Raw genomic sequence first — 22749 nt, 5'->3', positions numbered from 1 at the left:
GGCGCGCATAGCGCTATGGAAAAGGGGATCAAATGAACTGGCTTGAAAACCTGCGCCGCAGTTTCCTCGACTGGCAGGCCATGGCTGACGTGCTGCCAAGCATGATCACCATCGGATTGAAGAACACCTTGATCCTCGCCGCCACGTCCACGGTGCTCGGCGTTATCCTCGGCGTGATCCTCGCGGTCATGGGCATCTCGCAATCGCGCTGGCTGCGCATTCCGGCCCGGGTCTATACCGATGTTTTCCGTGGCCTTCCGGCGATCGTCACGATTCTGCTGATCGGCCAGGGCTTCGCCCGCATCGGTCGTGAAATCTTCGGGCCTTCGCCCTATCCGCTCGGCATCCTCGCCCTCAGCCTGATCGCCGGCGCCTATATCGGCGAAATCTTCCGCTCAGGCATCCAGAGCGTCGAGCGCGGGCAGATGGAAGCCTGCAAGGCGCTCAGCATGAGCTACGGGCAGGGCATGCGCCTGATCGTTATCCCGCAAGGCATCCGCCGCGTCCTGCCGGCTCTGGTCAATCAGTTCATCGGCAACGTCAAGGATTCGAGCCTCGTCTATTTCCTCGGCCTGCTCGCCTCGGAGCGCGAGATTTTCCGTGTCGCTCAGGACCAGGCGGTGGTCACCGGAAACCTCTCGCCATTGCTTCTGGCTGGTGTGTTCTATCTCGTCATCACCGTGCCGTTGACCCACGTGGTCAATTATATCGACAACTCGCTGCGGGTCGGCAAGCAAAAGGCCGGTCTCGTCACCAGCGGTCTTGCCGAGGTGAGCGAACTGGAAGGCGCCATCAGCGGTCCACCTTCGGAGACCAGCCCGCAAGGCAACTCGGCGCTTCCCCGGTTCAAGGGCGGCAGTCTCGCCGTCAGCAATCTCGACATGGCCTATGGCGACCTCGATGTCCTGAAGGGCGTCAGCCTGATAGTCAAACCCGGCACCGTCACCTGCGTCATCGGTCCGTCAGGTTCGGGCAAATCGACCCTGTTGCGATGTCTGAACCGCCTGGTCGAGCCCAAGGGTGGCGACGTGTTGCTCGATGGTGCGAGCATCCTGGCGATGAAGCCTGAAAAGCTGCGCCGGCGTGTCGGCATGGTGTTCCAGCAGTTCAACCTGTTTCCCGACCATACGGCCCTGGAAAATGTCATGCTGTCGCTGACCAAGGTAAAGGGCCTTCCGGTGCGGGAGGCCGAGCGCATCGCCGAGGCGCGCCTTGCCGATGTCGGGCTAGCTGCCCGCAAACACCATCGTCCCGGCAGCCTGTCCGGTGGCCAGCAGCAGCGTGTGGCAATCGCCCGCGCGCTTGCAATGGACCCGGAAGTCATCCTGTTCGACGAGGTGACCAGCGCTCTCGATCCCGAACTGGTGAAGGGTGTCCTCAACCTGATGGCGGACCTTGGTCGGCGCGGCATGACGATGGTCGTCGTCACCCACGAAATGGGCTTTGCCCGCAAGGTCGCAGATCAGGTCATCTTCATGGATGAAGGCCGCGTCATCGAGGCCGGCACGCCCGCTGCGATCTTCGACACTCCCAAAAGCGCACGTCTGAAGCACTTCCTTGCCGAGGTTCTTTGATCCGCGCGATCGCTCGGCCCCGAGATGCTTAGACACGCCTTCGCCCGGCCGCTCAATCCATCCTCTACACAGTGAAAGAATATTCCATGGCTACATTACATCCGGTCTCAAAGGTCGTCGTTGTCGGGGGCGGCATTTTCGGTGTGTCCTCGGCCGTTCATCTTGCAAGGCTCGGCATCGAGGCCGTCCTGGTCAATGATGGACCGCTGGCCAAGGGGGCGTCCGGCCGCTCGCTCGCCTGGCTCAATTCCGCGCGCAAGCGGTCGGCTGAATATCATCGCCTGCGCATGATCGGCATCGACCGCTATCGGACGCTGTCGGCGAGATATCCGGATGCTGCCTGGCTGCGTTTCGACGGTGGCCTGACATGGGATGCGGACAACGCCTCGAACGAGATAGCTGAAGTCTTCGCCCATGAAAAAGCTCTCGGCTATGACGCGCGGCATCTGTCCGCTGACGCTATCGCGTCCGTCACGCCGGGCATCGACGCAAGCGCTGTCACACCTCAGGGCGCGATCTTCAACCCGGGTGAAGGCTGGGTCGACCTGCCGTCGCTGATCAAGATATTGATTGCGGAATTCGTCGAGCGTGGCGGGCGGCTGGTGACCGATGCCGGAAGCGCTGCGGTCACGGTCGTCGACGGTCGTGCCACCGGCGTCACCACGACAAGCGGCGTCAGCTTCGCCGCCGATGCGGTACTGTTGGCTACCGGCGGTGATGTGCCGCGAATGGTTGCGGACGCGGGCAAGCATATCGCCGACGGGACACCGATCGCGCTGCTGGTCAGGACCAAGCCGGTCAACTTGCCCCTTCGGGCAGTGCTCAATACGCCGCGCATCGCCATCCGCCCGACGCCGGACGGAGCCCTCGCACTCGATTCCGCCTGGTCGGAAGAAGAGGTGGTCGTCAATTCCGACTGCACTTATGGCGTGAAGGATGCGACCGTTCAGGGGCTTCTCGCCGAAGCCTCGAAGGTTCTCGAGGGCCATCCGAAGCTGGAATTGGAAAGCTACGGTGTCGGCCCCAAGCCGATTCCCGGGGACGGCGAGCCGGTCTTCGGCCAGTTGAAGGACATCAAGGGATATTACGTCGCGTTCAGCCATAGCGGCGCGACGCTTGGCCTGGTCGCCGGCGAATTGCTCGCCGGCGAAATTGCAACCGGAAGCGAGCACCCACTCCTTGCAAACTTTCGGCCAGCTCGGTTCTCTCGGTAATCGTTTCAGAACAATGAGGAACGGAACGCTTCCATGGTTCGGCTGCCGCGCCGAACCATGGGCTGCTTTATTTCGAACGCGAAGCGCTCTATGCAGCCAACATCAGCGCGTGGATGCTCGCCGAGGTGTCTCGGTGAAGGCATTCACATGCTGTCTTACCCAGTTTTCGATGGAGCTTGGGCAAAAACCTTCGAGCCCCAACTGGGGGACATAGGTCGGGGCGAGTATGGCGTCGGCTTCATCCTTGTGGTTCTGAAAGAAGCGGAACTTGGATCCCACGCGTTCTCCCACCCCAGCACCCATGGCAGCGTCAACCTCTCGTTCGAAATCGAAGAGGGATTCGCTGCGATAGATGACTTTCCACCCCAGGCCGGCCGACAGCGCCGCAGTAAGCTCGGCGCCATTCACGCTGTCTGGTCCTGAGATGAGGTGATCGCCCCAAAAAGCCTTGTTCTCGATCAGCGTCATCGCGGCCGCCGCGCAATCGTCCGCCGAAGTCCAGGCGATCCGCTGCGAAACATCGATCGGAACCTGGAACACACCATCAGCGACTTCCTGCCGAACGCCGGGCTTGAGCAGGTTGTCGAGATACATGGTGGGACGGACGATTGCGTGAGGAAGTCCGGACGACCGGACCATCGCCTCGATCACGCCATTGGCGATGAAGCTTGGTTCATCACAGGGTGCGGCGCGGCTGGCGCTGGCGAGTTTCAGGACCACCATTTTGACCTGTACGTTCCTCGCCGCCGCCAGGGCGTTGGCGGCAAAGCCGCGGATCATCTCGAGCGGCCCGATCGGCATCTGGAGCACGATTTCGGTCACGCCGGCGTGGGCCGCATCGAGTGACGACGGATCGGCCAGGTCGCCATGGGCGAGATCGATCCCCGCTTTTGCAAGGTCGTCGCCTCCTGCTCGATCTCGAACCAGGGCGGTGACCGCGAAGCCACGCCTTGCCGCTTCGCGCGCGACCGCGCCGCCCTGGACGCCATTGGCAAGGTAAACAAGGACACGTTGTTTCAGATTTGACATGCTCTGCTCCAGTTGAATCGGGTCCAGGAGCATCATCACCATGATATCAGCCCAACAGACCCGGTGGCGCGTCTGCGCCGGGACTGTCGAGGGATCTCATGCAAGGGCATGGAACAGAGCTTCACCCCAAAGGGGAAGGGCTTGGGCCTACCCAGACCAAGCCAGCCATTTTCGACGAAGGGAAAATAGGCACGTGGTGCCGAAATGTCTATGTGTCAAAAAGCGGCTACGGCGGGCTTTCCCGCTGACGCCGAAGTGCTTTCCTTCTCCTCGTTTTCACGAGGAGAAGGCGCCGGCGAGGTGATCCGCGGGAAGCGCCGTCACCGATAATCAGAGACCCGCAAACACGCTCTTCACTGCATCCGCCGTCTTGGCGACGACGATGTCGGCTTCCTCTGGCGTCAGGCAGAGCGGTGGTGCAAAGCCGAGTATGTCGCCCTGCGGCATGGCGCGGCCGATGACGCCGCTTGCGGCCAGTGCCGTAGCCACTTGCGGCCCGATCTTCTGCGAGGCGTCGAAGAACACCCGATCGTCCCTGTCGGCGACGAACTCGACCGCCGCCAGCATGCCATCGCCACGCACATCGCCGACGTTTTTGTGGCCGCCGACTGCCTTGGCGAGCTCCGCGCGGAAATAGGCGCCGGTCTCGCGGGCATTTGTCACCAGATCCATCTCGTCGATCAGTTCGAGATTGGCGACACCGGCGGCAACGCAGATCGGATGCGCCGAATAGGTCCAGCCATGGCCTAGCGAGCCGAGCTTGTCGGAACCCTCAACCAGCACCTGCCACATCTTGTCGGCGACGATGACACCCGACAGCGGCGCATAGGCCGAGGTCAGGCCCTTGGCGATGGTGATCAGGTCCGGCTTGATGCCGTAATGGTCGGAGCCGAACATGGTGCCCAGCCGGCCAAAGCCCGTCACCACCTCGTCGGCGACCAGCAGCACGTCATACTTCTTCAGCACCGCCTGGATCTTTTCCCAGTAGCCGGCGGGCGGCGGTACGATGCCACCGGTGCCGAGGATTGGCTCGCCGATGAAGGCGGCGACGGTTTCGGGACCCTCAGCCAGGATCATCTCCTCGAGCTTGTCGGCGCAGTGTTGCGAAAACTGTTCCTCGCTCATCGAGCGGTCGGCGCGGCGGAAATAATAGGGCGCCTCGGTGTGCAGGATCGGCGCGCGCGGCAGGTCGAACGCATTGTGGAACAGGTCGAGCCCGGTCAGTGATCCCGTCATCACGCCGGAGCCATGATAGCCGCGCCAGCGCGAGATGATCTTCTTCTTCTCCGGCCGGCCCAGCACGTTGTTGTAGTACCAGATCAGCTTGATGTTGGTTTCGTTGGCGTCGGAGCCGGAGAGGCCGAAATAGACCCTCGACATGCCCTTCGGCGCACGGTCGATGATCATCTTGGCCAGCGTGATCGACGCCTCGGTGCCGTGGCCGACATAGGCATGATAGTAGGCGAGGTTCTTGGCCTGGGCGGCGATGGCATCGGCGATCTTCTGCCGGCCATAGCCGACATTGACGCAATAGAGCCCGGCAAAGGCATCGAGGCTCTTCCTGCCATTGTTGTCCCAGACGGTGACGCCTTCACCGCCGGCCATGATGCGCGTCGGGCTCTCGCCCCGTGCATGCGTGCCCATATGGGTCGAGGGATGGAAGAAGTGGTCGCGATCCCAGGCGTTGAGTTCGTTGGACTGGTCGAGCATTTTTGACTCCTTGAGGATGGCCGGACGAACTATGAAATGTCCAGGCAGAGATACTTCAGATCGGTGAAAGCTTCGAGGCCGTGACGCGAGCCTTCGCGGCCGATGCCGGATTGCTTGACGCCGCCGAACGGGATCGGCGCGCCGGTGATCTTGACGCGGTTGATGGCGACCATGCCGTAGTCGAGCGCGCGGCCCATGCGCTGCTGGCGGGCGCCATTCTCGGTCACGACATAGGCGACGAGGCCATATTCGGTGGCATTGGCGCGGGCGATCACCTCATCCTCGCTGTCGAATGGCGTCACGGCGGCGACAGGGCCAAAGGTCTCCTCGCGCATGATAAGCGCCGCGTCCGCGACATCGGCCAGCAACGTTGGTTGATAGAATAGCGGCCCGGCCTGATGCCGCCGGCCACCGGTGAGGCAGCGTGCGCCGTGGGCGAGGGCGTCCGCAACCTGTTCCTCGACCTTGGCGACGGCGCGCTCATGCATCAGTGGGCCGATATCGGTGTCATCGGCAAGCCCATTGCCGGCCCGCAGCGCCTCGATGCGCCTGGCGAAGGCGGCGCAGAAGCGATCGTAGATCGGGTGCTGGACATAGATGCGGTTCGCGGCGAGGCAGTCCTGGCCCGACGTGGCGAACTTGGCGTCGATGGCAATGCTGACTGCCTTGTTGAGATCCGCGTCGGCGAAGACGATCAGCGGCGCGTGGCCGCCTAGTTCCATCACCAGCCGTTTCATCGTCGGCGCGCTCTGTGCGGCGATCAGCCGGCCGATCTCGGTCGAGCCGGTGAAGCTCATCGCGCGGACGCGCGGATCCCCACACATCCGCCCGACGATCGTCGCGGCCTTGCCGGTGATGACGTTGAAGACACCGGCCGGCAGACCGGCGCGTTCGCCGAGTTCGGCCAGCGCCAGCGCCGACAGCGGTGTTTCGGAGGAGGGATGCGCGACGATAGTGCAGCCGGCGGCAAGAGCAGCTGCTGTCTTCCGGGTCAGCATGGCCGACGGAAAATTCCACGGCGTGACGACACCGACGACACCGAGCGGTTCACGTCGCACCATCATTTCCGCGTTCGGCAAATGGCTGGTTACACTCTCGGCGTTCAAACGTTTGGCTTCCTCGGCGTACCATTCGACAAACGAGGCGGCGTAGTCGATCTCGCCGAGTGACTCCTTCAGGGTCTTGCCCTGCTCCAGGGTCATCAGCAGAGCGAGGTCGTCTTTCGCGGCGATGATCAGCTCGAACCATTTTCGCAAGATCCTCGAACGCTCCTGCGGCAGCAGCGACCGCCAGGCGGGAAAGGCGCTCGCGGCGGCATCGATCGCTTTTGTCGTCTGTCTGTTGTCGAGCGCGGCGACGAAAGCGACGGTGGCGCCGGTGGCCGGATCTGTGACCTCGAAACTTTCGGCCGCCTCGCTCGCCGTCCAATGGCCGTCGACATAGGCGAGTTCGCGCAGCAGCCGACGGTCGGCGAGGCGATCAAGCGCTTCGTGGCGGTTCTGGCGGGCGAAGTGCGCGGACATGGTCGAGGCCTCCCGGTTCGGACTGATGCGGGAAGACTATCCGCCACGGGTAGACAGCGAGGCTGTTTGGGCGTCCGTCTTTAGAGAGAATCTCTCTATTATTCCGTCACGGCAGACGATCTCTCCGTCCTCAGGGCGATGCCGGCAACAGCTCAGCCACGGGCAGTGTGATCTCGTCCTTCACCGTCTTGGTGACGATGTAGGTGAAGTAGCGGTCGATGCCGATCTCGCGATCAAGCAGGCCATCGACCAGCCTTTGATAGGCGTCGATGTCGCGCGCCATCACCTTCAGCACATAGTCGACACCGCCGCCGACCGACCAGCAGGCGACGATCTCGGGAACGTCGCGGACTACGCGTTCGAAGCGGTCGAAATCGGCCTGGCGATGGTTGGCCAGCGTGACCTCCATCAGCACGGTGGCGACTGGTGCCACGACGCGCATGGCGATCCTGGCGTGATAGCCTGAAACGATGCCGGCCTTTTCCAACTTGCGCAGCCGCATCCAGCATGGCGTCGGCGACAGGCCGACCTTTTCGGCCAGCGCCAGCTTGGTGATGCGTCCGTCGCGCTGGATGGCATCGAGGATTTTGAGGTCGATCGGGTCGAGTTTCGCGGCAGTCATCAGCATCCACTTTTTCGTCAACGGTACCATGCCGGTGCATTATTTCGATTGTCAATTGCACTGATTTGGATCTCTAATAAGTCATGACATTGTGGCAGCCCGATCCTGCGCTCATAAGGCGCCCAGCCTATCAGTCGCTTGCCGACCAGTTCGCACGCGCCATCCATGACGGACGGTTGGCCAATGGAGCACGGCTGCCGACCCACCGCCGACTGGCCGATGATCTGAAACTCTCGGTGCAGACGGTCAGTCGCGCCTATGAGGAACTGATCCGTCGTGGTCTGGTCTCCGGCGAGATCGGCCGAGGCAGCTTCGTGCAGACGCAGCGACGCGAGCCGGAGCCGCCCTATCTGCCGGAGCGTCTCGGCGAGGTCATTGACCTGTCGATCCTGAAGCCGGTCTGCGAACCGATGCACCTGGAGCGGCTGAAGCAGGCGCTGGGCTGGCTTGCCGAGAACCTGCCGTCGAGCTCGGCGCTGTCGTTCCGGCCCAACATGGTGTTTCCGCGCCACCGCGCGGTGGCGGTCGAATGGCTGAAACTATGCGGCCTCGACACGACCGCGCAGAACATCAGCCTGACCAATGGCGCCACCGCCGGGATGACGGTGGCGCTGATGAGCGTGGCGCCACCGGGCTCGACCGTTGCCACCGAGGCGATTGGCCACCACACGCTGGTGCCGCTCGCCCGCTACCTCGGCTTCAACCTTCAGGGCTTGCCGATCGACGACAATGGCCTGATCCCCGGGGCGCTGGATGAAGCCTGCCGTCTCACCGATATTCGCGCCGTGTTCGTGCAGCCTTCGGTGATCAACCCGACAGCCACTCTGATGGATGCGGCACGGCGCGCTGAGATCGCGGCGGTGGCGCGCAAGCACGATATCGCCATCATCGAGAACGACGTGCTCGGTCCCTTGGTGGAGGACCGGCCGCCGCCGGTTGCTGCCTTTGCGCCGGAGCGCACGCTCTACGTCACTTCCTTCACAAAGATCACCGTGCCCGGCCTTCGCATCGGCTATCTCGCCGCGCCCGACCGCTACGTCGCCGCCGTCGCCAACCGGCATCTGGTTTCCAACTGGATGGCGACGCCGATGGTGGCGGAGATCTCCACCAAGTGGGTCACCGACGGCACCGCGATGGAGCTTGTCCGCTGGCAGCGCGCAGCGCTACGGCGGCGGCTGGATATCGCGGCCGAAGTGTTAGCCGGGGTTCACTATCGCGCTCACCGCGACGGCTTGCATGTCTGGCTTCAACTGCCCGCCGATCGCGCCGAGGAGAGCTTCGTCGCGCAGGCCCGACTGCAGGGCGTGGCGATCGCGCCAGGTACTTCTTTCCGTATTTCGGACGCGCCCTGGCACCCGGCGGTGCGCATCTCGCTGGGTTCTACCACGGAAGGGGAACTGCGCGCAGGCCTCGGCGTTGTCACCAAGCTCTTGCTTGGCGATCCGGAGCATCTGTTGCTTGCCATCTAGGGCTGCAGTTGCTCGGAAAATGTGCGCAATCAGAATAATTGTCATGATATTATTTTACCAATTGACATGATTTGGCGCGTTCCGCATCGTTAAGGGCACAGGCTTCTCCAGCACGGGGAAATTCATTTGTCCGAATCCGCGCCCATCATCAAGATCGACGGCATCTCGAAGAGCTTCGGCAGCTTCAAGGTGCTGGACGGGCTGTCGATGCAGGTCATGCCGCGCGAGAAGCTGGCGCTGATCGGCCCGTCCGGCTCGGGCAAGACGACGATCCTGCGCATCCTGATGACGCTCGAACGGATTGACGGGGGCCACATCCAGATCGAGGGAGAGCAGCTCTACCACATGGAGCGCAATGGGCAGCTTATGCCGGCCGACGAGCGGCATCTCGCCCGAATGCGCCAGAAGATCGGCATGGTCTTCCAACTGTTCAACCTGTTTCCGCACAAGAGCGTCATCGACAATGTGACGCTGGCGCCGATGCTGACCAAGGGCACGCCGCGCGCCGCCGCCGAAAAGCGGGCGATGGAACTGCTCGACATGGTCGGCATGGCCGACAAGGCCAAGGCGATGCCATCGCAGCTTTCCGGCGGCCAGAAGCAGCGTGTGGCGATCGCTCGGGCGCTCGCCCTGCAGCCGAAGATCATGCTGTTTGATGAGGTGACATCGGCGCTCGATCCGGAACTGGTCGAGGAGGTGCTGAACGTCTTGTGGCGGCTCTGCGCCGAGACCGACATGACCATGCTGCTGGTAACCCACGAGATGGGTTTCGCCCACGACTTCGCCGACCGGGTGCTGTTCTTCGATCGCGGCAGGATAGTCGAGGAAGGCAAGCCCGACGAGATTTTCCGCAATCCCAGGCAGGAGCGCACGCAAGGCTTCCTGAAGAAGATCATCGCGGCTGGACATCGCGTCTGACCGTCATGCGGGGCGCGCGAACCGCCCGCAAGCAAACCAAGAAGAGCAACAAGGAGTTGGGAACAATGAAGAAACTTGGCATTCTGGCCGGCGTCGCCGGCCTTGCATTGACGGCCGTCCTGGCTGCCTCGAGCGTGGGTTCGGCTGCCGACACCAAGCTCGATCAGCTCAAGGCGCAAGGCTTCGCCCGCGTCGCCATCGCCAACGAGCCGCCCTATACGGCGGTCGCCGCCGACGGCAAGGTTTCGGGTGCCGCGCCAGATGTTGCGCGTGAAATCTTCAAGCGGCTCGGTGTCGCCGACATCGTCGCGTCGATCTCGGAATATGGCGCAATGATCCCCGGCCTGCAGGCCGGCCGCTTCGATGTCGTCACCGCCGGCCTGTTCATGAAGCCGGAACGTTGCGCGGCGGTTGCCTATTCGGAGCCGGTGCTGTGCGACGCCGAGGCGATGCTGGTGAAGAAGGGCAATCCGAAGGGCTTCAAGAGCTATGAGGATGTAGCCAAGGATGCGACCGCGACGATCGGCGCGCCCGGCGGCGGAACCGAGGAGAAGCTGGCGCTCAACGCAGGCGTGCCGCGCGAGCGCGTCATCGTCGTGCCGGACGGCCAGAGCGGCGTGAAGATGCTGCAGGACGGCCGCATCGACGCCTATTCGCTGCCCGTCCTGTCGATCAACGATCTGATGAAGAAGGCCAGCGATCCAAACCTCGAGGTCATCGCCCCGGTTCAGGGCGCGCCGGTCTACTGCGACGGCGCCGCCTTCAAGAAAGGCGACGAGGCGCTGCGCGACGCCTTCGACGTCGAACTCGCCAAGCTGAAGAAGTCCGGCGACTTCGCCAAGATCATCGAGCCTTACGGCTTCTCGGCGGCGGCGGCGATGTCGACGACGCGCGACAAGCTCTGCTCGGCGAAGTAGGGCACCTTCTTCCTTCTCCCCGTTTTACGGGGAGAAGGTGTCACGAAGTGACGGATGAGGGGCGGCGCGAACTTCTGCGAGGCCGGCTCCGCCCCTCATCTGCCTGCCGGCATCTTCTCCCCGTGAACGGGGAGAAGGACCCAAGAACCGCCAACGTTGGAATCTAAATGACCCAGTGGTCCGGCTATTTCGGCCTGATATTGCAGGGAGCGCTTGTCACCATCGAGCTGACGCTGATGGGGTCGGTGCTTGCCCTGATCATGGCCTTCCTTGCCGGGATGGGGCGGCTGTCGCGCTTCTTCGTGCTGCGCGCGCTGGCCACCGTCTATATTGAATTCTTCCGCGGCACCTCGATCTTCGTGCAGCTGTTCTTCGCCTATTTCGTGTTGCCCCTGGCGGGCGTCGAGTTGACCCCGCTGCAGGCCGGCGTGCTGGCGCTGGGCTTGAATGTCGGCGCCTACGCCGCCGAGGTGGTGCGCGGCGCCGTGCAATCGATCGGTCGCGAACAGCATGAAGCCTGCATCGCGCTCAATCTCGACCGCTGGCAAGGCATGCGCCATGTCATTCTGCCGCAAGCGTTTCTGGTGATGCTGCCGACCTTCGGCAACAACGCCATCGAACTGCTCAAGGCCACATCAGTCGTATCGCTGATCTCGCTCGCGGATCTGACCTTCCAGGCGCAGGTGGTGCGCGCCCAGACCGGCAACACCATGGTCCCGTTCACCACCATCCTCATCATCTATTTCATCATGGCACTGCTCATTTCATGGGGTGTGCGCTCGCTGGAACGCCGCATGGCGCGCGGCCTCGACGGGGTGCGCGTCTGATGGCCAATGCCCTTCTGATGAATTGGACTCGCTGATGGAGTGGGATTGGAATTTCGTCTGGCAGATCATGCCGACGCTGATCCAGGGGGTGAAGATCACCATCCTGGCGACGCTGCTCGGTTCGGTGCTGGCTGCGATCGTCGGCCTGGGCATCGCCCTTGCGCGCCGCTCGCCTAACAAGGCCTTGTCGCGCACCGTCGGCTGGGCGGCCGAGTTCATCCGCGGCACGCCATTGCTGGTGCAGCTCTATTTCATCTTCTACGTGCTGCCCGATATCGGCATCCTGTTGCCGCCGCTGGTCGCCGGCGTCATCGGCCTGGGGCTGCACTACGGCACTTACACGGCGGAAGTTTATCGCGCAGGCATCGACAATGTGCCGCGTGGCCAGTGGGAAGCCGCCAAGGCCTGCAATCTCAGCGCCAGGCAGACTTGGACGCACATCATCATTCCGCAGGCCATTCCGCCGATGATCCCGGCGCTGGCCAATTATTTCATCGCGATGTTCAAGGAGACGCCGCTCTTGTCGGCGATCACCGTACTGGAATTGATGAACCAGGCCAAAAGCGTCGCCAACACCTACTATCGCTATATCGAGCCGATCACGCTGGTCGGCGCCTTCTTCCTCGTCATCAGTCTCTGTTCGGTCGTGCTGCTGCGCTGGCTGGAACGCCGCTACGGCAAGATCGAGAGGTAGTTCGTGAAACCCTTACCCGACATCAAGGTCTATCCGAAGCGGCCGGTATTGGATGACCGCCCGCTGGAGCGGCGCGTCGGCCTGATCATCCTTGCCACCGATCACACGACCGAACCGGATTTTCGCCGCATGGTGGCGAGCGAGCGGGTCGGCGTCTATGTAGCGCGCATTCCCTATGCCAACCCGACGACGCCGGAAAACCTGCGAAAAATGCAGCCGGCGCTGACGGCGGGCGCGGCCCTGATCCTGCCCGACGAGCCGCTCGACGCCATCTGCTATTCCTGCACCTCGGCCTCGGTGGTGATCGGTGATACCGAGATCGAGGCGGCGATCCAGGCAGCCAAGCCGGGCGTGCCTGTTGTCACGCCGCCTATGTCGGGCGTGCGCGGGCTGGCCGCGCTGGGCGCCAAGCGGATCAGCATCCTCACGCCCTACACGGTCGAGACCAGCCGGCCGATGACTGACTATTTCGCGGCGCGTGGTTTCGAGATCGAGAGCTTCACCTGCCTCGGCTTCGAGGATGACCGCGAGATGGCCCGCATTCCGCCGGCCGCGCTTGTCGATCTGGCGCGTGAGGCGACTGACGCGAGTGCTGAAGCATTGTTCGTATCCTGCACGGCGTTGCGTGGGGCGCTCGCGGTTATGGGCATTGAGGATGCGATCGGTCGCCCTGTCGTGACCAGCAACCAGGCAACTGCGTGGAACTGCTTGCGCCTTTGTGGCGATGAGACGCCGCGTCCCGAGTTTGGCCGTCTGATGACGCTGGCACTGCCGCAAATTTCTTCGCACAGGGGCTTGGCCTGATGGGTCGGCGCTGCCCCTCATCCGCCTGCCGGCACCTTCTCCCCGTGAACGGGGAGAAGAAGGCTGTCCGCAAACTCGGTGCTCATCCTGGAACGCCGGTGATTGGCGAAATCGCCGATGAAAGCGTCCCTCTCCCCGTTGACGGGGAGAGGATGCCGGCAGGCAGGTGAGGGGCAGCGCCGACGCCATGTCGATACACTCCATAACCCTTCAGCACATCCGTGCCGCCCGTGAACGGATCGCCAACAAGATCGAGCGGACACCAATCGTCTTGTCTCACAGCCTCTCGGAACAATTCGGCGTCCCGGTTTATCTCAAGTTCGAACACCGCCAGACCACCGGTAGCTTCAAGCTGCGTGGGGCTTCGAATGCCATCGCCATGTTCAGCAACGAGGAGAAAGCGCGCGGCGTGGTCGCGGCCTCGACCGGCAATCATGGCCGTGCGCTCGCCCATGCGGCGAAGCTTGAGGGCATGCGCGCGGTGATCTCCATGTCGCGTCTGGTGCCCGGCAACAAGCTCGATGAGATCCGCCGTCTGGGCGCTGAAATCCGCATTGTCGGTAACAGCCAGGATGATGCGCAGCAAGAGGTCGAGCGGCTGGTGGCGCAAGAGGGGTTGGTGATGCTGCCGCCCTTCGACCATCCGGCGGTCATCGCCGGGCAAGGCACACTCGGGCTGGAGATCATCGAGCAGGTCCGGGAGGCCGCTCTGGTTCTGGTGCCGCTGTCCGGTGGTGGCCTTGCCTCGGGCATTGCCGCTGCCGTCAAAGGCGTCAGCCCCAGAACAAGAATTATCGGGGTTTCAATGGCGCGCGGTGCGGCGATGAAGGCGAGCCTCGATGCCGGTCGTCCGGTGCTGGTGGACGAATTGCCGACGCTGGCGGATTCGCTTGGTGGCGGCATCGGCCTCGACAACCGGCTGACCTTTGCCATGTGCCGCGACCTGCTCGACGATGTCATCCTGCTTGGCGAAGACGAGATCGCTGCTGGCATCCGTCACGCCTATGCGCAGGAGCGCGAGATCGTCGAAGGCGCCGGTGCCGTCGGCATCGCCGCGTTGCTTGCCGGCAAGGTCAAGGTGAGCGGACCCGTGGTTGTGCTGATCTCCGGACGAAACATCGACATGAATGTGCACCGCCAGATCGTCTGCGGCGAGGCAATCGCGGAGCGCATCGCATGAGCCGGATGACAATCCTCACCGAGGCCGAGTTGCGCAAGATCATACCGCTCGACTTTGACGCCGTTGCTTGCGTCGAAAACGCCTTCCGCGCGCTCGCCACCCTGCCGGTGGCTATGCCGCCGATCCTGCGGCTCGACATTCCCGAGCATCGCGGCGAGGTCGATGTGAAGACCGCTTATGTGCCTGGCATCGACGGCTTTGCCATCAAGATCAGTCCCGGCTTTTTCGACAATCCGAAGCTCGGCCTGCCCAGCATCAACGGCATGATGGTGCTGCTGTCGTCGAAGACGGGCCTGATCGAGGCGCTGCTGCTCGACAATGGCTATCTCACTGACATCCGTACGGCCGCCGCCGGTGCGGTCGCGGCCAGACATCTGTCGCGGCCGGATTCGTCCGTCGCCGCGATCTTCGGCGCCGGCGTGCAAGCCGGGCTGCAACTCGAAGCGCTCATGCTGGTGCGTCCGATCGCAGAAGCACGCATCTGGGCGCGCGACCTTGCCAAGGCGGAGGCGACAGCGGCCGCCTTGCGCGAAAAGCTCGGCATCGTCGTGCGCGCTGAAGCCGACGCGTCAAAGGCCGCCGCTGGCGCCGACATCATCGTCACCACCACGCCGTCGAGCGAGCCGCTGGTCAAGGCCGGCTTCATCTCCGCCGGCCAGCACATCACCGCGATGGGTTCGGACGCCGAACACAAGAACGAGATCGCGCCGGCCATCCTGCGCATGGCCGATCTCTATGTCGCCGACAGCGCGCGCCAGACGCGGCGGCTTGGCGAACTCCACCATGCCATTTCGGCTGGCGTGATGGGCGCAGACACCGATGTGACCGAACTCGGCCAGATCATCGCCGGCGAACGTCGTGGAAGGCGTTCGGCCAGCGATATCACCATTGCCGACCTGACCGGTACCGGCGTTCAGGACACGGCGATTGCAACGCTCGCCCGCGACCGGGCTCGCGCCGCCAATGCCGGAACCATCTTTGAAAGCTGATGCCGGCTGCGAAGCCCAACAAACGAGGACCAAGAACAATGCAACCAAACCTGAAATTCTCGCGCGGCGAATATGCGGATCGCCTCGCCAAGACACGGAAAGCCATGGAGGCCAAGGGCGTCGATCTCCTGATCGTCAGCGACCCCTCCAACATGGCCTGGCTGACCGGCTATGACGGCTGGTCGTTCTACGTGCATCAGGCGGTCATCGTGCCGCCATCAGGCGAGCCGGTCTGGTACGGCCGTGGCCAGGACGCCAATGGCGCCAAGCGCACCGCCTATCTCGCACATGACAACATCGTCGGCTATGCCGATCACTACGTGCAGTCGACCGAGCGTCACCCGATGGACTTCTTGTCCAGCGTGCTTGCCGACCGCGGCTGGGGCAAGCTCACCATCGGCGTCGAGATGGACAATTACTGGTTTTCTGCCGCTGCTTTCGCCTCGCTGCAGAAGCACCTGCCCAATGCCCGCTTTATAGATGCCACCGCCCTGGTCAACTGGCAGCGTGCGGTGAAGAGCCCGACCGAGATCGACTATATGCGCAAGGCCGCCCGCATCGTCGAAGCCATGCACCAGCGCATCGTCGACAAGATCGAAGTCGGCATGCGCAAATGTGATCTCGTCGCCGAGATCTATGATGCCGGCACGCGCGGCGTTGACGGCCCAGATGGCAAGATTGGCGGTGACTATCCGGCGATCGTGCCACTGCTGCCGTCGGGTGCGGATGCCTCGGCGCCGCACCTGACCTGGGACGACCAGCCGATGAAGCGCGGCGAGGGCACCTTCTTCGAGATCGCCGGCTGCTATCACCGCTACCACTGCCCGCTGTCGCGCACCGTCTTCCTCGGCAAGCCGACGCAGGAATTCCTCGAGGCCGAGAAGGCGACGCTGGAAGGCATGGAGGCGGGCCTGGCGGCAGCCAAACCCGGCAACGCTTGCGAGGACATCGCCAATGCCTTCTTCGCCGTGCTGAAGAAATACGGCATCGTCAAGGACAACCGCACGGGGTATTCGATCGGCCTGTCCTATCCGCCGGACTGGGGCGAACGCACGATGAGCCTACGCCCCGGCGACCGCACCGAACTCAAGCCCGGCATGACCTTCCATTTCATGACTGGCCTGTGGCTGGAAACGATGGGGCTGGAAATCACCGAATCCATCCTGATCACCGAAACCGGTGTAGAATGCCTGGCCAACGTGCCGCGCAAGCTGGTCGTGAAGGATTGATCCCGATGTCCAGTCTTCGCCCGTCGCCGATCGTGCCGACCGTCGACTTCGACCGCGACGGTGTCCAACACGGTTTCCTGCGCTTGCCCTACAGTCGCGACGATTCAGCGTGGGGCTCGGTGATGATCCCGATCTGTGTCATCCGCAATGGCAAGGGGCCGGCGGCGCTGCTCACCGGCGGCAATCATGGCGACGAATACGAGGGGCCGCTGGCCCTCTACGATCTCACCCGTGCACTCGACCCCAGGCACGTCAGCGGCACTGTGATCATCGTGCCGGCGATGAACTATCCGGCCTTCCGCGCCGGGACGCGGACATCGCCGATCGACAAGGGCAATATGAACCGCAGTTTCCCCGGTCGGCCGGACGGCACGGTGACCGAGAAGATCGCCGATTATTTCCAGCGGGAGCTGCTGCCGCGCGCGGACATCGTGTTCGACTTCCATTCCGGCGGCAGGACGCTGGACTTCGTGCCGTTCTGCGCCGCGCATACTCTGCCCGACAAGGCGTTGGAGCAGAAAGCTTTCGATGCGGTTGCGGCCTTTGCCGCACCGTTCTCGATGCGAATGATAGAGATCGACGCCGTCGGCATGTACGACACGGCGGCGGAGGAAATGGGCAAGGTGTTCGTCAGCACGGAGCTTGGTGGCGGCGGCACTTCGCGAGCGCAAACCGTTGGGATCGCGCGGCGCGGCATCCTCAATGTGCTGCGCCATGCCGGCATTGTTGATGGTGCGGTCGAGAAGACTCCCACGCAATGGCTCGACATGCCATCCGGCGACTGCTTCTCCTTTGCCGAGGACGACGGCATGATCGAAACCATGGTCGATCTCGGTGAGCCCGTCGAGAAGGGCGCGGTGCTGGCCCGCATCCATTCTACCGGCCGCACCGGCATCGCTCCGCAGGAGATCAGAGCAAAAATGTCGGGCATGCTGGCGGCGCGGCATTTTCCCGGCCTGGTCAAGGCCGGCGACTGCGCGGCCGTGGTCGCGGTCGGGGTTGACTGACGCCAGGCAGAAGACGGCAGCGCCGCTAACAAAACAGCCAGGCGATATCTGGTATCGCCGACCTCCACGGTGCCGTCGCGAGTGCCGGCAACCACTACCTGATCATTGCCACGGCGCTCTCCGCCGCCGTGGCAATGCTTGATCACTCGATGATCAAAGTATCGTGCAGGCCGCCAACGGTCGAACATTCGTCGATATAGGACATTCTGGTTTGTAGCTCGACGCGCGATGCACGCCGTCGAACCCAGGAAACATTCGCCATGTCCGATGCTCCGCGTCCCCAGAGATCGAAGGGCCAGACGTCGAAGGGTAAGAGGCGCGTGGTGATGGGCCTGGCGCTCGTCGCGCTTGCCGGCGGCGCCTGGATCGAACGGGATTATCTGGCCTACATGGCGAACAAGCTTCGCGGCTCGAGCCAGACCGCGGCAAAGCCCCTTGTCCAGAACAAGGGTGTGCCCGTGACTTTGTCGGCCGCGAAGCAGGGCGATTTTCCTGTTTACCTCGACGAGCTTGGCACGGTGCAGGCGCAAAACACCGTTACCGTGCGGGCGCAGGTCACCGGCCAGATCACCAAGATCGGGTTCACCCAGGGACACATGGTGAACAAGGGCGATCTGCTCGCGCAGATCGATCCGCGACCCTACGAAGCCGCCCTTGCCCAGGCCAACGGTCAACTGGCGCGCGATCAGGCATCATTGAAAGACGCGCAGATGGATCTGAACCGCGACACGGTTCTGGTCCAGCAGAAGGCGGTGCCGCAACAGACGCTGGACACGCAGGCGGCCCTGGTCGCCCAGGACCAGGGCTCGGTGGCGGCCGACGAGGCGTCGGTACAAGTGGCCCAGATAAACCTGGCCTTTTGTCGCATCGTTTCGCCGGTGACGGGCAGGGCCGGATTCCGGCTCGTGGATGAGGGCAACCTGGTCCAGCCGAGCTCGACCGGCGGCATCGTCAGCGTCCAGCAGGTTCAGCCGATCAGCGTCGTCTTTCCGGTGGCCCAGGACGAGATTCCGGCTGTTGGCAAGGCGCTCGACACCGGCCGCGCGCCTGTGCTGGCCATGGCGGAAGATGGACACACGGTATTGTCCAGGGGCACGCTTTCCTACACCAACAATCAGGTCGACGCCGCGACCGGTACGATCAGCCTCAAGGCGACATTTCCCAATGAGGACAATGCGCTTTGGCCGGGGCAGTCGGTCACGGTCAGGTTGCTGTTGGATACGCTGAAGGACGTGACGCTGATATCCGAGGATGCCGTGCAGCACGGCCCTGACGGATTGTTCGCCTATATTGCGGGAGACGACGGCAAGGCGCAGATGCGGCCGATCAAGGTGGCGCAGACCGGCAGCGGCCAGGCCGTCGTGAGCGACGGCATCAAGCCTGGCGAGAAGGCCGTGACCGACGGCGCCTATGGTGTCCAGCCCGGCGCTCTGCTCGACGCGACCAGCAATCCCGCGACACCCGCGACACCCGCACAGCCGCCGGCGGCGACCGGGACGGACGGCGCGCAAACCTCGTCCATTCCGCCCGTCGGTGGCGCCCAAAGCGCTCAAGCGCAGAAATGAGCAGATGACATGGCTGCTGACGGCGGTCTATCGTCTCCCTTCATCAAGCATCCGGTGGCGACATCGCTGCTGATGGTCGCCATTCTGCTGATTGGCATAGCGGCCTATCCGCTATTGCCTGTCGCGCCGTTGCCGCAGGTGGATTTTCCAACCATCCAGGTGTCCGTGCAGTTTCCGGGCGCGAGCCCCACCACGATGGCTTCGTCCGTCGCCCAGCCGCTCGAGAGCGCCTTCGCGCAGATATCCGGCATATCCGAAATGACGTCGCTGAATTCGCTCGGCTCGTCGCAGATAACACTTCAGTTCGACCTCAACCGCAACATCGACGGCGCCGCCAATGACGTGCAGGCCGCGATCAATTCCGCCAGCGGCCAGTTGCCGGCCAACCTGCCGACCCCGCCGACCTATCGCAAGGTCAATCCCGCGGATTCGCCCATCCTGCTGCTGTCGGCCACATCGGACACATTGCCGCTGACGGCGGTCGACGACGAGGTGGAGACGAAGCTCGGGCAGCAGCTGAGCCAGCTTCCGGGCGTCGCGCAAGTGCTCTATGGCGGACAGCAGAAACCCTCGATCCGCGTCCAGCTGGATCCGGCCAAGCTGGTGTCCAAGGGGCTGACGCTCGAGGACGTCCGCAGCCAGTTGAACGGTGTCACGGCCAACAGCCCCACCGGCAGCATCGACGGGACGACGCGCAGCTATACGATCTACACCAACGACCAGCTTATCCAGGTGACGAAATGGAATGATGTCATCGTCACGTATCAGAACGGGTCGCCGCTCTATGTGAGGGATATCGGCAATGCCGTGAGTGCTGCACAAGACAGCAAGCAGGCCGCCTGGGCCAATGGCAAGCGCGGCATCTTCCTCATCATCTTCAAGCAGCCCGGCGCCAACGTCATCGAGACGGTCGATCGCATCAATGCGCAGTTGCCGCGTCTCACGGCAACCATGTCGCCCGGCATCAAGATCGGCGTTCTAAGCGATCGGACACAGACCATTCGTGCCGCGGTCAGCGATGTGCGCAACACGCTGCTGATCACCATCGTCCTCGTCATCGGTGTCATCTTCTTGTTCCTGCGCAGCGTCCGCGCGACCGCAATTCCAAGCCTGACGGTGCCGCTCGCTTTGTTCGGGGCCTGCGCGATGATGTGGATCGCCGGCTTCACCCTCGACAACCTCTCGCTCATGGCCTTGACCATCGCCGTCGGCTTCGTCGTCGATGATGCGATCGTCGTGCTGGAGAACATCCAGCGGCATATCGACGATGGGATGGGTGCCCTTGAAGCGGCAATGACGGGCGCCGGGGAAATAGGGTTCACCATCCTTTCGATCAGCCTGTCACTGATCGCCGTCCTGCTGCCGCTCCTGTTGATGGGTGGCATCATCGGCCGTCTGTTCCGCGAGTTCTCGCTGACGCTTGCCATGACGATCGTCGTTTCGGCCTTCGTCTCGCTGACGCTGATCCCGATGCTGGCATCGCGCTTCCTGCACAGCGAGCGTTCCGTCAAGCACGGCACGATCTACAACTGGAGCGAGCGCGGATTCGATGCGCTTGCGAAGGGGTACGAACGGATGCTTGATCTCGCCCTGCATTTCCGGCTGGTCACCTTGTGCATCTTCATCGCTTCGGTGGTGCTGTCCGTCTTCCTCTTCATCTGGATACCGAAAGGTTTCTTTCCGCAGCAGGATACAGGCCTTATCACCGGCCAGTCCGAAGCGGCGCAAGACATTTCATTCGCCAAGATGCTCGGACGCCAGCGTGCGCTGGGCGACATCGTGCAGGCGGATCCCGACGTCGCCAGCGTCGCCATGGCCATTGGCGGTGTCGGCAACCCCTTGAACAGCGGGCGCGTCTTCATCACGCTCAAACCGCGCGATCAACGGCAGTCGACAGCCGACCAGATCATCCGTCGCCTCCAGCCCAAACTGGCCACGGTCGAGGGCGCGCACCTGTTCCTTCAGGCCGCGCAGGATGTGCGCGTCGGCGGCCGCCTGTCACGCACCCAGTACCAGATGAGCCTGACCAGCCCCGACATAGCCACGCTGAACAGCTGGTCGCCCAAGGTACTGGCGAAGCTCGAGACATTGCCGGGCCTCGCGGACGTCGCCTCGGACCAGCAGACGAACGGCGCCACGCTGACGCTGACGATCGATCGTGCCCAGGCGGAGCGTTACGGCATCCAGCCAAGCGTGGTCGACAGCACGCTCGATGATGCCTTCGGCCAACGCCAGATCGCCCAGTACTTCACTCAGCTTTCAAGCTATGACATCATCATGGAGGTTCTGCCCTCGCTCCAGGGCGACATCAGCACTCTGAACAAGCTCTATGTGAAGTCGGCGAGCGGCGCAGATGTGCCCCTTTCGGTCCTTGCCCACTGGACAACCGTGCCGGTCCAGCCGCTTCAGATCAGCCACGAGAGCCAATTTCCATCGGTCACGCTCAGTTTCAACCTGACGCCGGGAACCTCGATCGGCGATGCGACGAACACAGTCACACAGGCGCTGAAGGATATGCACCTGCCGCCGACCATCAACACCAGTTTCGAAGGCACGGCCCAGGCTTTCCAGCAATCGCTCAGCTCCATCCCGCTGCTGCTGCTGGGGGCACTCGTGACAGTGTATCTGATCCTCGGCATTCTCTATGAAAGCTACATCCACCCGCTGACCATCCTGTCCACCCTGCCATCCGCCGGCATCGGCGCCGTGGCGACCCTGATGCTGCTGGGCTACGATTTCAGCCTGATCGCCTTGATCGCCGTCATCCTGTTGATCGGCATCGTCAAGAAGAACGGTATCATGATGGTCGATTTCGCCATCGAGGGCGAACGACGCGATGGCCTGTCGAGCGAGGAGGCCATTCGCAGGGCCGCGCTGATCCGCTTTCGGCCGATCATGATGACGACCATGGCAACCATGCTCGGCGCGGTTCCGCTGATGCTTGGTCATGGAACGGGATCCGAACTGCGCCAGCCGCTTGGCTCCGCCATGTTCGGCGGTCTGGCCGTCAGCCAGGCGCTGACCCTGTTCACCACGCCGGTGGTCTACCTTTATCTGGACCGCTTCTCGCTTTGGATATCGAAGGCCCGGGGTCGCCCAGCCGCGACCACGGCCGCGCCGCAAACCGCTGTTGCCACACGCCCTGCCGTCATTGGCGATGACTACGCCATCTAGATGTGGGTCATCGTTTGACGGAAACGCAGAACCGCTCTGTCTCTTTGTTTATCGCAATTCCTGACGGAAAACCGCTACGCACTTTTCCTGTAATTGTTCTAGACGCGGAATACCGTTATGTGCGCTGCACTGGTGAAGGTCGGAGCAAGCCGGCGTCACAACCTTTGTCGGAAACGCTTTGGAAATGGCGTCCGGCTCCTCCACTTGGCCTATACAATAGCGTGACCAAGCCTGAACTTCCGTTTGCGTGATCAACACTCTGTCACGTTTCCGTTCCATGCCGTGCCATGGGTTGCAGCCGCCC

18 protein-coding genes are annotated in these 22749 nt (G+C 63.0%); 14 read left to right on the top strand and 4 right to left on the bottom strand.

Translation table 11 applies throughout. The features are described from left to right. The first annotated feature begins 32 nt into the window (after positions 1–32). Together LGH82_RS33505 and LGH82_RS12455 are read left to right on the top strand one after the other, a co-directional pair. Entirely contained in the window at positions 33–1574 is a 1542-nt protein-coding gene (locus tag LGH82_RS33505) for an amino acid ABC transporter permease/ATP-binding protein (protein ID WP_319799936.1), read from the top strand. Positions 1575–1660: 86 nt separating this feature from the next. Then, a complete protein-coding gene (locus tag LGH82_RS12455; protein ID WP_227348759.1) occupies positions 1661–2788 on the top strand; it encodes an NAD(P)/FAD-dependent oxidoreductase in 1128 nt (375 codons plus the stop codon). Between the two features lie 102 nt (positions 2789–2890). Here the strand turns inward: LGH82_RS12455 and LGH82_RS12450 are convergent, their stop codons facing one another. The 4 genes from LGH82_RS12450 to LGH82_RS12435 form a co-directional block, all read right to left on the bottom strand. Beyond that, positions 2891–3817, bottom strand: coding sequence for an SDR family oxidoreductase (locus LGH82_RS12450; protein WP_227348758.1), 927 nt, complete (start codon positions 3815–3817; stop codon positions 2891–2893). Positions 3818–4147: 330 nt separating this feature from the next. Further along, positions 4148–5527 carry an aspartate aminotransferase family protein gene (locus LGH82_RS12445; RefSeq protein ID WP_227348757.1) on the bottom strand — a complete coding sequence of 460 codons (1380 nt, stop codon included), beginning with the start codon at positions 5525–5527 and terminating at the stop codon, positions 4148–4150. 29 nt (positions 5528–5556) lie between these two features. After that, entirely contained in the window at positions 5557–7050 is a 1494-nt protein-coding gene (locus tag LGH82_RS12440; RefSeq protein WP_227348756.1) for an NAD-dependent succinate-semialdehyde dehydrogenase, read from the bottom strand. A gap of 130 nt (positions 7051–7180) precedes the next feature. Beyond that, the gene (locus LGH82_RS12435) at positions 7181–7672 is read right to left on the bottom strand and encodes an Lrp/AsnC family transcriptional regulator (protein ID WP_227349565.1); all 492 of its coding nucleotides are present in this window, start codon (positions 7670–7672) and stop codon (positions 7181–7183) included. Between the two features lie 83 nt (positions 7673–7755). Here LGH82_RS12435 and LGH82_RS12430 point away from each other — a divergent pair, with 83 nt between their 5' ends. The 12 genes from LGH82_RS12430 (at position 7756) to LGH82_RS12375 (ending at position 22445) form a co-directional block, all read left to right on the top strand. Next, entirely contained in the window at positions 7756–9141 is a 1386-nt protein-coding gene (locus tag LGH82_RS12430) for a PLP-dependent aminotransferase family protein (protein WP_227348755.1), read from the top strand. A gap of 126 nt (positions 9142–9267) precedes the next feature. Further along, the gene (gene ehuA / locus LGH82_RS12425) at positions 9268–10059 is read left to right on the top strand and encodes an ectoine/hydroxyectoine ABC transporter ATP-binding protein EhuA (protein WP_319799935.1); all 792 of its coding nucleotides are present in this window, start codon (positions 9268–9270) and stop codon (positions 10057–10059) included. A 65-nt stretch (positions 10060–10124) separates the two neighbouring features. Continuing rightward, positions 10125–10976: an ectoine/hydroxyectoine ABC transporter substrate-binding protein EhuB gene (ehuB, locus tag LGH82_RS12420; RefSeq protein WP_227348754.1), complete on the top strand. Its 852-nt coding sequence runs from the start codon at positions 10125–10127 to the stop codon at positions 10974–10976. A gap of 167 nt (positions 10977–11143) precedes the next feature. Further along, complete coding sequence (gene ehuC, locus LGH82_RS12415; RefSeq protein ID WP_227348753.1) at positions 11144–11803, top strand: ectoine/hydroxyectoine ABC transporter permease subunit EhuC; 660 nt, start codon at positions 11144–11146, stop codon at positions 11801–11803. A 34-nt stretch (positions 11804–11837) separates the two neighbouring features. Further along, a complete protein-coding gene (gene ehuD, locus LGH82_RS12410; protein WP_227348752.1) occupies positions 11838–12497 on the top strand; it encodes an ectoine/hydroxyectoine ABC transporter permease subunit EhuD in 660 nt (219 codons plus the stop codon). A gap of 3 nt (positions 12498–12500) precedes the next feature. After that, entirely contained in the window at positions 12501–13301 is an 801-nt protein-coding gene (eutA, locus tag LGH82_RS12405) for an ectoine utilization protein EutA (RefSeq protein ID WP_227348751.1), read from the top strand. Between the two features lie 187 nt (positions 13302–13488). Continuing rightward, positions 13489–14481: a hydroxyectoine utilization dehydratase EutB gene (gene eutB, locus LGH82_RS12400; RefSeq protein WP_227348750.1), complete on the top strand. Its 993-nt coding sequence runs from the start codon at positions 13489–13491 to the stop codon at positions 14479–14481. Beyond that, positions 14478–15470 (top strand): ectoine utilization protein EutC, encoded by a 993-nt coding sequence (eutC, locus tag LGH82_RS12395; protein ID WP_227348749.1) that lies wholly within the window; start codon positions 14478–14480, stop codon positions 15468–15470. Before eutB ends, eutC begins: the two co-directional genes overlap by 4 nt. Before the next feature lie 38 nt (positions 15471–15508). Further along, a complete protein-coding gene (doeA, locus tag LGH82_RS12390; RefSeq protein ID WP_227348748.1) occupies positions 15509–16699 on the top strand; it encodes an ectoine hydrolase DoeA in 1191 nt (396 codons plus the stop codon). 5 nt (positions 16700–16704) lie between these two features. Next, positions 16705–17706 (top strand): N(2)-acetyl-L-2,4-diaminobutanoate deacetylase DoeB, encoded by a 1002-nt coding sequence (doeB, locus tag LGH82_RS12385; protein ID WP_227348747.1) that lies wholly within the window; start codon positions 16705–16707, stop codon positions 17704–17706. A gap of 260 nt (positions 17707–17966) precedes the next feature. Further along, positions 17967–19271 (top strand): efflux RND transporter periplasmic adaptor subunit, encoded by a 1305-nt coding sequence (locus LGH82_RS12380; protein WP_227348746.1) that lies wholly within the window; start codon positions 17967–17969, stop codon positions 19269–19271. A 9-nt stretch (positions 19272–19280) separates the two neighbouring features. Further along, positions 19281–22445, top strand: coding sequence for an efflux RND transporter permease subunit (locus LGH82_RS12375; RefSeq protein ID WP_227348745.1), 3165 nt, complete (start codon positions 19281–19283; stop codon positions 22443–22445). Positions 22446–22749 lie beyond the last annotated feature (304 nt).

Origin of the sequence: Mesorhizobium sp. PAMC28654 (assembly GCF_020616515.1) — a bacterium.
GTDB lineage: Bacteria > Pseudomonadota > Alphaproteobacteria > Rhizobiales > Rhizobiaceae > Mesorhizobium.
Note: the sequence above shows the minus strand (reverse complement) of the source record. Positions and strands in the feature narration are given on the sequence as shown.

Bases quoted from the DNA above. Each gene is read 5' to 3' on its own strand.
- LGH82_RS33505 (WP_319799936.1), top strand. From the start codon at position 33: ATGAACTGGCTTGAAAACCTGCGCCGCAGTTTCCTCGACTGGCAGGCC.
- LGH82_RS12455 (WP_227348759.1), top strand. From the start codon at position 1,661: ATGGCTACATTACATCCGGTCTCAAAGGTCGTCGTTGTCGGGGGCGGC.
- LGH82_RS12450 (WP_227348758.1), bottom strand. From the start codon at position 3,817: ATGTCAAATCTGAAACAACGTGTCCTTGTTTACCTTGCCAATGGCGTC.
- LGH82_RS12445 (WP_227348757.1), bottom strand. From the start codon at position 5,527: ATGCTCGACCAGTCCAACGAACTCAACGCCTGGGATCGCGACCACTTC.
- LGH82_RS12440 (WP_227348756.1), bottom strand. From the start codon at position 7,050: ATGTCCGCGCACTTCGCCCGCCAGAACCGCCACGAAGCGCTTGATCGC.
- LGH82_RS12435 (WP_227349565.1), bottom strand. From the start codon at position 7,672: ATGACTGCCGCGAAACTCGACCCGATCGACCTCAAAATCCTCGATGCC.
- LGH82_RS12430 (WP_227348755.1), top strand. From the start codon at position 7,756: ATGACATTGTGGCAGCCCGATCCTGCGCTCATAAGGCGCCCAGCCTAT.
- ehuB (WP_227348754.1), top strand. From the start codon at position 10,125: ATGAAGAAACTTGGCATTCTGGCCGGCGTCGCCGGCCTTGCATTGACG.
- ehuC (WP_227348753.1), top strand. From the start codon at position 11,144: ATGACCCAGTGGTCCGGCTATTTCGGCCTGATATTGCAGGGAGCGCTT.
- ehuD (WP_227348752.1), top strand. From the start codon at position 11,838: ATGGAGTGGGATTGGAATTTCGTCTGGCAGATCATGCCGACGCTGATC.
- eutB (WP_227348750.1), top strand. From the start codon at position 13,489: ATGTCGATACACTCCATAACCCTTCAGCACATCCGTGCCGCCCGTGAA.
- eutC (WP_227348749.1), top strand. From the start codon at position 14,478: ATGAGCCGGATGACAATCCTCACCGAGGCCGAGTTGCGCAAGATCATA.
- doeA (WP_227348748.1), top strand. From the start codon at position 15,509: ATGCAACCAAACCTGAAATTCTCGCGCGGCGAATATGCGGATCGCCTC.
- doeB (WP_227348747.1), top strand. From the start codon at position 16,705: ATGTCCAGTCTTCGCCCGTCGCCGATCGTGCCGACCGTCGACTTCGAC.
- LGH82_RS12380 (WP_227348746.1), top strand. From the start codon at position 17,967: ATGTCCGATGCTCCGCGTCCCCAGAGATCGAAGGGCCAGACGTCGAAG.
- LGH82_RS12375 (WP_227348745.1), top strand. From the start codon at position 19,281: ATGGCTGCTGACGGCGGTCTATCGTCTCCCTTCATCAAGCATCCGGTG.